This is a genomic window from Paraburkholderia sp. GW821-FHT02A12, from assembly GCF_059422005.1.
On sequence record NZ_JBWKWA010000001.1, the window covers coordinates 1,999,875 to 2,011,874 of the forward strand.

10 protein-coding genes are annotated in these 12,000 nt (G+C 62.9%); 8 read left to right on the top strand and 2 right to left on the bottom strand.

All coding sequences use genetic code 11. From position 1 onward, the window contains the following. Positions 1 to 5: 5 nt before the first annotated feature. Together AC07WT_RS08950 and AC07WT_RS08955 are read right to left on the bottom strand one after the other, a co-directional pair. Positions 6 to 494, bottom strand: coding sequence for an A24 family peptidase (locus tag AC07WT_RS08950; RefSeq protein ID WP_494946792.1), 489 nt, complete (start codon positions 492 to 494; stop codon positions 6 to 8). Between the two features lie 98 nt (positions 495 to 592). Next, positions 593 to 766, bottom strand: coding sequence for a Flp family type IVb pilin (locus AC07WT_RS08955; protein WP_492593393.1), 174 nt, complete (start codon positions 764 to 766; stop codon positions 593 to 595). Positions 767 to 1,236: 470 nt separating this feature from the next. Here AC07WT_RS08955 and AC07WT_RS08960 point away from each other — a divergent pair, with 470 nt between their 5' ends. The 8 genes from AC07WT_RS08960 (at position 1,237) to AC07WT_RS08995 (ending at position 11,763) form a co-directional block, all read left to right on the top strand. After that, positions 1,237 to 2,487, top strand: a complete 1,251-nt coding sequence (locus AC07WT_RS08960) for an ROK family transcriptional regulator (RefSeq protein WP_494946793.1) — start codon at positions 1,237 to 1,239, stop codon at positions 2,485 to 2,487. Then, entirely contained in the window at positions 2,474 to 4,027 is a 1,554-nt protein-coding gene (locus tag AC07WT_RS08965; RefSeq protein WP_492593391.1) for a sugar ABC transporter ATP-binding protein, read from the top strand. Before AC07WT_RS08960 ends, AC07WT_RS08965 begins: the two co-directional genes overlap by 14 nt. 62 nt (positions 4,028 to 4,089) lie before the next feature. After that, a complete protein-coding gene (locus AC07WT_RS08970; RefSeq protein WP_492593390.1) occupies positions 4,090 to 5,124 on the top strand; it encodes an ABC transporter permease subunit in 1,035 nt (344 codons plus the stop codon). A gap of 125 nt (positions 5,125 to 5,249) precedes the next feature. After that, complete coding sequence (locus AC07WT_RS08975; RefSeq protein ID WP_494946794.1) at positions 5,250 to 6,194, top strand: ABC transporter substrate-binding protein; 945 nt, start codon at positions 5,250 to 5,252, stop codon at positions 6,192 to 6,194. Positions 6,195 to 6,224: 30 nt separating this feature from the next. Then, complete coding sequence (pgi, locus tag AC07WT_RS08980; protein WP_494946795.1) at positions 6,225 to 7,847, top strand: glucose-6-phosphate isomerase; 1,623 nt, start codon at positions 6,225 to 6,227, stop codon at positions 7,845 to 7,847. 16 nt (positions 7,848 to 7,863) lie between these two features. Next, positions 7,864 to 9,342: a glucose-6-phosphate dehydrogenase gene (zwf, locus tag AC07WT_RS08985; protein WP_494948413.1), complete on the top strand. Its 1,479-nt coding sequence runs from the start codon at positions 7,864 to 7,866 to the stop codon at positions 9,340 to 9,342. An 11-nt stretch (positions 9,343 to 9,353) separates the two neighbouring features. Further along, positions 9,354 to 10,427, top strand: a complete 1,074-nt coding sequence (locus tag AC07WT_RS08990; protein ID WP_494946796.1) for an aldose epimerase family protein — start codon at positions 9,354 to 9,356, stop codon at positions 10,425 to 10,427. Positions 10,428 to 10,689: 262 nt separating this feature from the next. Beyond that, a complete protein-coding gene (locus AC07WT_RS08995; RefSeq protein ID WP_494946797.1) occupies positions 10,690 to 11,763 on the top strand; it encodes a porin in 1,074 nt (357 codons plus the stop codon). Positions 11,764 to 12,000: the final 237 nt, after the last annotated feature.

A 12,000-nucleotide genomic window follows, 5' to 3' on the forward strand; every position in this document is an offset into this window, starting at 1 on the left:
CTGCCTTAGATAGGCGCGCTATGCGCGAGCGGCGCCCACACGGCTGCGCCACCACCCAGCGCGAGCGCGATGCCGTAAGGCACGCCGCGCGCACGCGACAGACATGACAGCCAGCGCAAGGCGCCGCTGCGGCGGTGCAGGGGGTCCGCCGCGATGACCGCAAGGCCCAATATCAGGCCGCAAACGGAGACGATGAAGAAGACGGGCGCCGCAAGCGACGGACCCGCCCACAGAAAGACCGCTGCGGCGAGCTTCGCATCACCGCCGGCGATCCAGCCGAAACGGAACAGCAACGCGGACACGGCGAGCGCTGCCGCCGCCAGGCCGACGTGGCCGAGAAACGCAGCGGCGCTGATCGGCACGAGCGCTGCTGCGACGCAATAGAGACCGGCGACGATGACCACCGCGCGGGTGGGCAGGCGCCGGGAGAGCAGATCGGAGACCGCCAGTGACGTCAACACGAGGCAGGTCGCCAGCTTCACTGAATACAGCATCTTGGTTTGCCTGGGGCCGAGTCATGCGTTTTCGGGCGATGGACGTGACGAGAATGTTTGATGAACATGTATTCCCGCCATGTCGATCGCGAAGACGTTTAGGCAGCGGCCGTTATCTTGGCGATCAGATTGGTGAATACGCCCACGAGCGCCGGGCTGAAGTACGCGCCTACGGCCACGACCGCAACGACGACGATACCCGCGAGCACTGCGTACTCGAGTGCGCTGACGCCGCGTTCATCACGCGACAGGGACTTGATGAATTGCAGCATAAGTAGCTCCTGGTTATAGGCTGTTCGGTCACGGAAACGAGTTGACGGAAAATCCGGGGGGGAATCTTCCAAGCGGGTTATCGGCGGAATCCGAGCGGGTCTTTAGGATCTCAAAACAGATCTGCCGTTGCGCGCTGAAACACTCGTGAACTAGATGGTAGCGACGGGCTCAGTGAATTGATGCCGCGATATGAGGCCAAAGAGTGGCGCTATTCGGCTGATGCTTGAGTTGACATAATATAAATTATCAACATCAGTGGTGTTACGGCAAAGCTGTAATGTCCGCTTCCAGCCAAGTTCAAATCTGCTTCGCGAAGGCACAGTGACAGGGCCGCGCGCGGACGCGCTCCGTCCAATTTTGCCTCCTGCTTCGTGCAAACCCTTATTCCCGCCACACCCTGTCGGGTGATTAAATAAATCCACTTGATTTAATTAATCACCCGGGATGACACCCGGTCTGGAGGAGATTCGTGAGGCACCCCCATGTCGGCCGCGGCAGCAATTCGGCTAACGTCCGTCGTTACAACGAGCGACTGCTGCTGCAGGCGCTGCGGCGCACACAGCCGGCATCGAAGGCCGATCTGGCTCGTCAGGCGAACCTGACCGGCACAGCGGTAGGCACCATCGTCGCCACGCTGGACAACGCCGGGCTGATCGAATTTACCGGCCGCCGCATCGAAGGCAAGCGCGGCCAGCCCGCTTCCCTGATCCGCCTGGCTCCAGGCGGCGCCTTCGGCATCGGCGTGCGGCTCGACCGGACCAGCATCGAAACGGTGCTGGTGAATTTTGGAGGCGAGGTGCTGGCCCGCAGCGGTCACGATAGGGTCCTGCCCCACCCTCGCAAGGTGCTGGAGATTGTGACGAGCGACATCCACGCCATGCTGCAACGCCTCTCTTCACATGAGCGCGCACGGCTGGCCGGCGTCGGCGTCGCGCATCCGTTCAATCTCGGGAGCTGGCTGCGCGAACTTGGGCTGCCGTTGCAGACGTTCTGCGCCTGGGACGAATTCGACTTCGCCAGCGAACTTGGGTGTGCCTTGGCCCTGCCTGTATTCAGCGAAAACGACGGCAATGCGGCTGCTATTGCCGAGCTGTTCTACGGCTGCGGGCGCCAATCGGACGATTTCATCTATCTGTTTCTCGGGCCTGCGATCGGCGGCGGTATCGCCGTCGACGGCGACTGCCTGCGCGGCGTGAGCGGTAACGCGGGCGATATCGGCGTCATGCCGGTTCCGCCCAGCCGTTTGCCATCGGCCCCTCAGCCGGCCGGACCATCGGACATCCTGCTCGCGCGTGCGTCCCTCAACGCGCTCGCACGGCATCTGCGCTATTGCGGCGAGTCGGTCGAGACACGCGCCGATCTCGAAGCCTGCATTGCCCGCCGTCCGCCGGCCGTCGACGAATGGCTGGACGATTGCGTCGAGGCGCTCGCCCCCGCCCTGCGCGCGATGCTGTGTGTGCTCGACGTTCCGATGGTCGTCCTTGACGCCGACGTGGACGCCGGGCTGATCGACGCACTGATGAAACGCCTGAGCACGGCTCTCGCGCTGGGCGCACCGGAAGCCCGCGGCACGCCGGAACTCATGCGCGGCACGTTCGGGTCGGATGCCGGCGCGATCGGCGCCGCGACGTTGCCTATGTTTTTCAATTTCTCGCCGCGCACAGGAATTCTCAAGGGTGCCGGCGCCGAATTGCAGGAGGTGAATCATGCCCCGTTCTGAAGCCACTCCCGCGTTGCTGGAAATGCGCGGCATCAGCAAGACCTTTCCGGGTGTCCGCGCACTCGACAACGTTCGTCTATCGGTGCAGGCCGGCGAAGTGCATGCGCTGATGGGCGAAAACGGCGCCGGAAAGTCCACGCTGATGAAGATCCTTTCCGGCGCCTACCAGGCCGATCCCGGCGGAGAAATCCTCGTCGACGGCAAGGCCGCGGTCATCGACGGACCGCTTGCAGCGAGAGAACTGGGGATAGCGGTGATCTACCAGGAGTTGAGTCTTGCGCCCAACCTGACAGTCGCCGAAAACATCCATGCCGGGCGCGAACTGCGCAAGGGCGGCCGCCGCTGGGGCCTCGTCGATCGCGCGGCGATGGAACGCGACTGCGAAGAGGTGCTCACCCGTCTGGGCGCGAGCTTCCGGCCGCAAACGCGCGTGGGCGAGCTGTCGATCGCCGAGCAGCAACTCGTGGAAATTGCACGGGCCGTCCACACGCGTGCACGTATTCTCGTGATGGACGAGCCCACCACGCCGTTGTCGTCGCGTGAGACGGAACGCCTCTTCCACCTGATTCGCCAGTTGCGCGCAGAAGGCCTGGCGATCATCTATATCAGCCATCGCATGGCCGAAATCTACGAACTCTCCGATCGCGTCTCGGTGCTGCGCGACGGTTCGTACGTCGGCACGCTCGGGCGCGAGGCGCTCTCCGCAGAGAGCCTCGTGAAAATGATGGTCGGCCGCGACATTTCCGGCTTCTACAGAAAGCAGCATGCGCCCTACGATCCAGGCAAGTCCGTGCTGTCGGTGCGCGATATCGCCGACGATCGCCGCGTGCGCGGCTGCAGCTTCGAGCTTCACGCCGGGGAAGTCCTCGGCATCGCGGGGCTCGTGGGGGCCGGCCGCACCGAGATGGCGCGATTGATCTTCGGTGCCGAGCCGCGCGTGCGCGGCGAAGTGGCCATCGACGGGCACACGCTCGCACTGCGCACGCCGCGCAATGCGATCGACGCAGGCCTCGTTTATCTGACGGAAGATCGCAAGCGGCAAGGCCTCTTTCTCGACATGAGCGTGCGGGACAACATCAATGTGTCCGTATGCGGACGCGATGCGCGGCTGGGTGTCCTTAACCTCACGCGGGGCGCGGAGCGGGCGCGGGACGCCATTCGCTCACTGTCGATCCGGGTCGCGCATCCGAAGATCAACGTCGGCGCCCTTTCGGGCGGCAACCAGCAGAAGGTGCTGCTGTCGCGGCTGCTTGAGACCCGTCCGCGCGTTCTCATCCTCGACGAACCGACCCGCGGCGTCGATATCGGTGCGAAATCGGAGATCTACCGCATCATCAACGAACTGGCTAAATCCGGTGTCGGCATCATTGTCATATCGAGCGAATTGCCCGAGATCATCGGTGTAGCCGACCGCGTGCTGGTGATGCGCGAAGGCGAGATCGCGGGCGAGCTTGGCGGACATACCGACAGGCCGATCAGCCAGGAAGCCATCATCGAACTGGCCACGGGCTCGCGGCCCGCACTGGACGAGGCGGCGTAGTGAGTCAGCCGGAAGCACGGCGCGCCGAAAAACAGCTTGACATGTATTCAGGAGAGAACGATATGCCTAATTCAACCACGCAACAAGGCGTTGCCACGCCGCTCGATCCGGCGCATAAGCCGGTGCCGCAACCACCTCTTGGCGGTCGCCGGGAACGGATGCAGTCGCTGATGCGTACCGCGGGCATGCTGCCGGTTCTGCTGCTGCTCTGCATCGGCTTCGGCGTGATGACAGACAGCTTTTTCAGCCTGCAGAACCTGTCGATCGTCACGCAGCAGGCGTCGATCAATATCGTGCTCGCCGCTGGCATGACCTTCGTCATTCTGACCGGCGGCATCGACCTGTCAGTGGGGTCGGTGCTGGCCGCTGCGGCGGTAGCTGCGATGCTCGCGTCGAACATCCCCCACTGGGGCTGGCTCGGCGTCCCGGTCGCGTTGCTCGTCGGGCTCGGTTTCGGCGCCATCAACGGCGGACTGATTGCTCTTTTGCGGCTGCCGCCGTTCATCGTCACGCTCGGCGCGCTGACTGCAGTGCGTGGCGTCGCGCGGCTTCTCGGCAGCGACACGACCGTCTTCAATCCACAACTGCCGTTTGCTTTCATCGGCAATGGCTCGGTTTTCGGCATCCCGTGGCTGGTGGTCATCGCCGTCGCCGTGGTCGCCATCTCCTGGTTCATCCTGCGCCGCACCGTCCTCGGGCTGCGAATCTATTCGGTCGGCGGCAATCCTGAGGCCGCGCGCCTGTCAGGCATCAAGGTCTGGGGTATCGAGATGTTCGTCTACGCGATGTCCGGTTTGCTGGCCGGACTGGGCGCGGTGATGTCGGCTGCCCGCCTGTATGCCGCCAATGGCCTGCAGATGGGGCAGTCCTACGAACTGGATGCCATCGCCGCAGTGATTCTCGGCGGCACCAGCTTTGTCGGCGGCGTCGGATCGATCGTCGGCACCTTGATCGGCGCGCTGATCATTGCGGTACTGACCAACGGCCTCGTGCTGCTCGGCGTGTCGGATATCTGGCAATACATCATCAAGGGGCTGGTGATCATCGGTGCCGTGGCGCTCGACCGCTATCGCCAGCGCGGATCCGCCCGTACCTGAAGGCGCACCTGGCCGCACCTGCCCTATCCCCGCAAGCACGCATTCCCCTCGCCTTGACGGCGTACAGGCGCAAGCTGGTCCGCTTGCGCCCGACAACACCACGGACCAACCTGGAGACAACGAAAATGTTCAAGCAGAAAGCTGTACTGGCCAGCATCGCCCTGGGGCTCGGTTTCGCCATGACGGCGGCACAGGCTGCCGACAAGCCGCTCAAGTCGATCGGGATTACTGTCGGCTCGCTCGGCAATCCGTATTTCGTCACGATCGTCAAGGGCGCAGAAGCGAAGGCGAAGCAGATCAACCCCAATGCCAAAGTCACAGCAGTGTCTGCCGACTATGACCTGAACAAGCAGTTCACGCAGATCGACAACTTCATCTCCGCTCACGTCGACATGATCCTGCTGAACGCAGCGGACCCGAAAGCGATCGAGCCCGCGGTGAAGAAGGCCGAGGCAGCCGGCATCGTCGTGGTCGCAGTCGACGTGGCCGCTGCTGGCGCGAACGCCACGGTGCAGACCAACAATGTCCAGGCCGGCGAAATTTCATGCGGTTATATCGCGAAGAAGCTCAACGGGCACGGCAACGTCATCATCGAGAACGGGCCGCCGGTGTCGGCCGTCGTGGATCGCGTGAAGGGTTGCAAGTCCGTGCTCGCCAAGGAGGCCGGCATCAAGATTCTGTCGGACGACCAGGACGCGAAGGGCTCGCGTGAAGGCGGCATGAACGCGATGCAGGGCTACCTGACGCGGTTCCCGAAAGTCGACGCAGTCTTCGCGATCAACGACCCGCAGGCCGTGGGCAGCGATCTTGCAGCCAAACAGCTGCAACGCAAGAACATCGTGATCACGTCGGTCGACGGCGCGCCGGACATCGAGACGGCCCTCAAGAGCGATACCCTGGTGCAGGCTTCCGCCAGTCAGGATCCGTGGGCGATGGCACAAACGGCAGTGGACATCGGCTATGGGCTCATGAATGGCAAACAGCTTGCCAATCCGATGACCCTGTTGCCGTCGACGCTCGTCACGCGTGACAGCGTGGGCAGCTACAAGGGCTGGTCCGCACCCCGCTAACGCACTCTCGCCACCACTCGCTCAGCCAACATGTCAAACCTCACTCAGTCACCCGCCTGGCGGGCGCTCGCCGCGCATCGCGACAGTCTCGCAAGCACGTCGATACGCGAGTTGTTCGCGCAGGATCCCGAACGTGTCGAGCGGTTCTCACGGGAAGCCGCCGGCGTGTACGTCGACTACTCGAAGAACCTGATCAACGACGACACGATCGCCCTGCTCGCCGCGCTCGCGCGTCAGGCCGGCGTGGAGGAGCGGCGGCGCGCCATGTTTGCGGGCGAGCGGATCAATGTCACCGAGGATCGCCCCGTACTGCACGTTGCATTGCGCGAGCGCAGCGGCACGGCGATCCTGGTTGACGGCGAGAACGTCATCCCCAACGTGTCCGGCGTCCTTGCAAAAATCCGGCGCTTTACCGATGCCGTGCGCGAGGGCGCCTGGCGTGGACATACGGGGCGCGCGATCACCGACGTGGTCAACGTCGGCATCGGCGGCTCGGACCTGGGCCCGCACATGGTCTGCGAAGCCTTGAAACCGTATGGCCGCCGGGCGCTGACGATGCACTTCGTGTCCAATGTCGATGGCGCGGACATGGCCGAGGTGCTGCAAGCCGTCGATCCTGAAACGACGCTATTCGTCATCGCGTCGAAGACCTTCACCACGCGAGAAACGCTGCTCAACGCCCACACCGCGCGCGCCTGGTTTCTGCGCAGCGGCGCAGCCGAAGCGGCCATCGCGAAGCACTTCGTGGCCGTGTCGACCAACGGGGAGGCGGTCGCGGCGTTCGGCATCGATCCGGGGAACATGTTCGAATTCTGGGACTGGGTCGGCGGCCGATACTCACTGTGGTCCGCCATTGGGCTTCCGATTGCGCTGTATGTCGGCATGGATGCGTTCGAAGCGCTATTGGCCGGCGCGCATGCGATGGACCGGCATTTTGCCGAGGCCCCGCTCGAACAGAACTTGCCTGTGCTGCTCGCGTTGATCGGGATCTGGCACACGAACTTCTTCGGTGCGGCAAGTCACCTGATCGCTCCATACGACCGGTATCTGCACCGCCTGCCAGCCTATCTGCAGCAGCTCGACATGGAAAGCAACGGCAAGTCGGTCACGCTTTCCGGCGAACGCGTCGACTATGCGACCGGACCGGTGATCTGGGGCGAACCGGGAACCAACGGCCAGCACGCGTTCTTCCAGTTGCTGCATCAGGGCAGCGCACTGATTCCGGCTGACTTCATCGTATGCATGCAGCCGCATCATGTGCTGGACGCTCACCACGAAGTCCTGCTCGCCAACTGCTTTGCGCAGACCGAAGCGCTGATGAACGGCTCGCATGCCAAAGACGCACCCCACCGGAGCTTCGACGGCAACCGTCCGACCAACACGATCTGCCTCGATAAGCTCGACCCCACGTCGCTGGGTGCACTGCTCGCTCTGTACGAGCACAAGGTGTTCGTACAAGGCGTGATCTGGAACATCAACTCGTTCGACCAGTGGGGCGTGGAGCTCGGCAAGCGGCTCGCGGTGGCCATCGAGGGTGAAATCACCCAGCCGGACACGACAGGTGCGCATGACAGATCCACCAACGGCCTGATCGACCGTTTCAAGGCGCGGCGCAACGCGCGTGCGGAATCGACAAACCGAGCGACAAACTGAGCCAATCCATCTCATGATGAAAAACTCCACCGGCCCCGTGAACGCTGGCGGATTCGCCTTCGTGCTGTTTGGCGGAACCGGCGACCTCGCGATGCGCAAGATCCTGCCCGCACTCTATGCCGCGCACCGCGACGGCATGCTCGCGCCGGACGGCAGGATTGTCTCGGTCGCGCAGACGGCGCTGGATGGCAGCGGCTATCTGCAATGGGTCGACAAGCACGTCAAGCCGCACATACCGGGAGCGCCAACGGACGATGCAGCATGGCGCAGCTTTCTCGATCGCATTGGCTATGTCTCGCTCGACGCCAGCCAGCCCGAAGCGTTCTCATCGTTGCGCGATACGCTTGGCGCGCAGCGCAGCCAGCGCATCTTCTATCTGGCGACCGGCCCGTCGCTTTTCGTACCGATCTGCCGTGCTCTCGCCTCCGTCGGACTTGCCGAGGGCGCGCGCATCGTTCTGGAGAAGCCGCTTGGTTACGATCTGGCGTCGTCCAACGCGATCAACAACGCGGTGGGCGAGATCTTCGCCGAGGACCAGATTTACCGGATCGACCACTATCTCGGCAAGGAAGCGGTACAGAACCTGTTCGCGCTGCGCTTCGGCAACTCGCTGTTCGAGCCGCTATGGCGCCGCGAATGGGTCGACAGCATCCAGATTACGGTAGCCGAGGAACTCGGCGTCGAGGGCCGCGGCAACTTCTACGACCAGACAGGCGCGCTGCGGGATATGGTGCAGAACCACCTCTTGCAGCTGCTGTCGATCGTTGCCATGGAGCCCCCGCAATCGATGGATGCCGATGCGGTGCGCGGCGAGAAGCTACGCGTGTTGCGCGCGCTCAAACCGCTGCAGGCGCACGAGATCAGGGAGAACGTGGTGCGTGGGCAATACCACGCCGGTGCGATCAAGGGGACGCCGGTGTCCGCCTATCATGCCGAGCCGGGTGTGAAGCCGGACAGCACTACCGAGACCTTCGTCGCGTTGAAAGCGGAGGTCGAGAACTGGCGATGGGCAGGCGTACCGTTTTTTCTGCGCACCGGCAAGCGTCTCGCGGGCCGCGTGGCTGAAATCGTCGTCAATTTCCGGACCGTGCCGCATTCGGCATTGGGCGCGGTGGCTTTGCGCCCGGGCTCCAACCGGTTGACGATCCGCCTGCAGCCGGACGAATCGATCCGGCTCAGCGCCCTCGCGAAGCAACCTGGCATGGGGATGAACCTGCGTGGCGTCTACCTTGATCTTGCGTTCGACCAGTTCTTCAAGGCGGACCGGATGGAGGCGTATCAGCGTCTGCTCCTCGACGTGATCGCGGGACGGCTTGCCCTCTTCGTGCGGCGCGACGAACAGGAAGCGGCGTGGCGCTGGGTCGCACCGATCATCGACGCATGGGCCAAACCCGACTCCGCCGCCAAGCCCTACGCTTCCGGCACCTGGGGGCCAGCCGCTGCCAGTGCGCTGCTTGCGCGCAATAACACCTGCTGGTTGGAAGAACAGAACTGAGTGCGGATTGCGTGCCTTGGGGCGCACCGCTCGAATATTCCCTGTCAAGACAAAATATGAATACAAGCTGGCGCCTGGAATGGGCTCATGGTTCTCTCGCCGTCTACGCCCTGGGCGGGATGCTCGGGGATGTCACGCTAAAGCGTGGTGACAGGCAAATCCGGCCGTTCTACGAAGCGCCATGGCTCGGCGACGACAGCCCCGGGCAGGCGGGACTGATCGGCCACATGAGAAGCGAATTCCCATGTGTTCCGTTTGGCGTGCCCTATGCGCCGGAAGCTGTCGAGGAAAGTTGGCGGCAAAGCCTCGACACACCGGTGGCCGACTATGACCCTGCGCTGGATGCGAGCGATGATCTGCTTCACGGCTACGGCTGCGTGGGCGAATGGACGCTCGTGCGACAAACCGCGCATGAAATCGTGATCGCGCTCGACTATCCGGTCAGTTCCTCAATTGCCCGTGTGGTCAGAATGATCCGCGCCGACCCCAACGGTCCCGCGATCGACTTCACCTTGACGGTCCACTCGCGCAGGCAGACGCGCCGTCCGATCGGTCTGCACCCGAACCTGGCGTTGCCGTCGATCGCCGGTGCGCTGAGGGTCGACCCGGGTTCGTTCGATTTCGGCATCGTCCACCCGGCGGGACCCGAGCCAGGTGTCTCCCGTGCCGCCCCGGGCGCGATCTTCGTCGAACTGGACAAGGTACCCCTGCGGGCCGGTGGCACGGCGGCCTTTGATCGCCTGCCATTCGCGCACGACACCGAAGAAATCATCCAGCTTTGCGGCGTCGACGGATCTGTTGTTCTGGCCGATGACGAATCACGTGTCGCGTACCGGCTCAACTGGGACGCATCCGTACTCCCATCGCTTCTGCTGTGGATCAGCAATCGCGGCCGTACCTACAGTCCCTGGAATGGGCGCAATCTCTGCGTCGGCATCGAGCCAATCGCAGGCGCTTTTGAACTTGGCTGTCGCGCGGGACTCGCCGCAAATCCGATCAACGAGCGGGGAATTTCCACCGCGGTCCCGATTGACCCGGAGCAGCCCCTCGAAATCGCATATCGATTCGAGGTTCTGACCGATTGAAAACCGCAGATGCTCTGAAAGCGGATATTTCCGCAATCTTTCAATAGAACTATAAATTCGTATCGCTAATTTAGAGGAAATTGATCTGGCTCGATCGAGCCGATCCCTATTTGCCGGGGTGCGTAGTGCCGGATTATCGGGGCACCCGGCATCTGGCGAGAGACCGGCCACGGAGACAGCCGGCTGGCTCGCCGCGCCCATGAAATCGGTGAATACCGGTTAATTAAATGTAGTTAAAGATAAAATTATTTGGAGAAAGTCAATGAAAAAGCTGGTAACGGCATTGTCGCTTATTGCCACTGCGACAGCGGTTCACGCTCAGAGCAGCGTGACTCTGTATGGACGACTCGACGCCGGAATCGAGTACATGTCTGGCATTCCATCCAGCAGTGGCGGCAGTACATCCCGTGTGCGCGCCGAGAGCGGCGATTGGGGCACGAGCCTCTGGGGCCTGAAGGGTGCTGAAGATCTCGGCGGCGGCACCAAGGCCGTGTTCCAGCTGGAAGGGTCCTTCAACACGATGAACGGACAACTCGGCACCACGAATTCGATCTGGAACCGCTGGGCGACCGTCGGCTTTGCGAACGACACGTATGGCACGTTGCTGTTCGGCCGTGAACTCTTCATCTCGAACGGGTTGTGGGATTTCGATCCGTTCGGCCAGACGTCGTGGTCGTCGGGATCGCTGGTCCGGGGCCGCAACTGGCCGCAGTCGAGCAACAACATTTCGTACCAGTCGCCAAAGTTTGGGGGATTCGACCTTTACGGCCAATACGCGTTGTCGAACGCGACCAACTGGAACGGCAACGGCACGACTGGGCAGGGACGCGAAGCCGGCGTCCAGTTGACCTATTCGGCGGCACTCTTCCAGTTGCGCGGAATTTATGACGAAATCCGCAATCCGGCCAACGGCGGCCTGAATGACGTTTTCCGGTATTCGCGCGAATACTTCGCCGGCGCCAACGTGTTCCTCGGTCCGGTCAAGTTGCAGGCCGCCTATCAGGCGTCGCACGCGTCCGGCGTGACAGCGGGCACACCTTCGACGACACAGCTGGAATGGGGTGGCGTGACCTGGCAGGCCACGCCGGCAGCCGCGCTGATCGGCGCGGTGTATCACGTGAACGCGAATCATGGCGCCGGCAACGCGACGATCTATACGGTCGGCGGCAGCTACAACCTGTCGAAGCGTACCTTGCTCGATGTCCAGGTGGCGCACGTGCGTAACAGCAAGACTGGCACGTTCAGCCTCGAAGCGAATCTACCCGGTAACGCTGACAACCCGCTGGCCGGTCACTCGCAGTCCGGAGTCTATGCCGGTATTCAACACTCGTTCTGATGCGTTTGGGTGACGCCTGAGCGGCATGGCTCCTACTTCGATCGAGGTGTCTGTTCGAACGCAGAGCATCGTGAGAACGGGGGAGCCGATCGTCCTGACGCCTGGGCGTAACCGATGAACAGACCTCACGCCTTGCGCGTGGGGTCCCGCAAGCCGGCTAGTCGGACAGGCTCGGCAATCGCCTTGTCACAGTCACGATCGGGTGGCGCCGGCCGCAAATTCGATGACGAAGGCGAG

Coding starts and splice junctions, on each gene's coding strand:
- AC07WT_RS08995 (WP_494946797.1), top strand. CDS start 10,690: ATGAAAAAGCTGGTAACGGCATTGTCGCTTATTGCCACTGCGACAGCG.
- AC07WT_RS08975 (WP_494946794.1), top strand. CDS start 5,250: ATGTTCAAGCAGAAAGCTGTACTGGCCAGCATCGCCCTGGGGCTCGGT.
- zwf (WP_494948413.1), top strand. CDS start 7,864: ATGAAAAACTCCACCGGCCCCGTGAACGCTGGCGGATTCGCCTTCGTG.
- AC07WT_RS08955 (WP_492593393.1), bottom strand. CDS start 766: ATGCTGCAATTCATCAAGTCCCTGTCGCGTGATGAACGCGGCGTCAGC.
- AC07WT_RS08950 (WP_494946792.1), bottom strand. CDS start 494: ATGCTGTATTCAGTGAAGCTGGCGACCTGCCTCGTGTTGACGTCACTG.
- pgi (WP_494946795.1), top strand. CDS start 6,225: ATGTCAAACCTCACTCAGTCACCCGCCTGGCGGGCGCTCGCCGCGCAT.
- AC07WT_RS08970 (WP_492593390.1), top strand. CDS start 4,090: ATGCCTAATTCAACCACGCAACAAGGCGTTGCCACGCCGCTCGATCCG.
- AC07WT_RS08965 (WP_492593391.1), top strand. CDS start 2,474: ATGCCCCGTTCTGAAGCCACTCCCGCGTTGCTGGAAATGCGCGGCATC.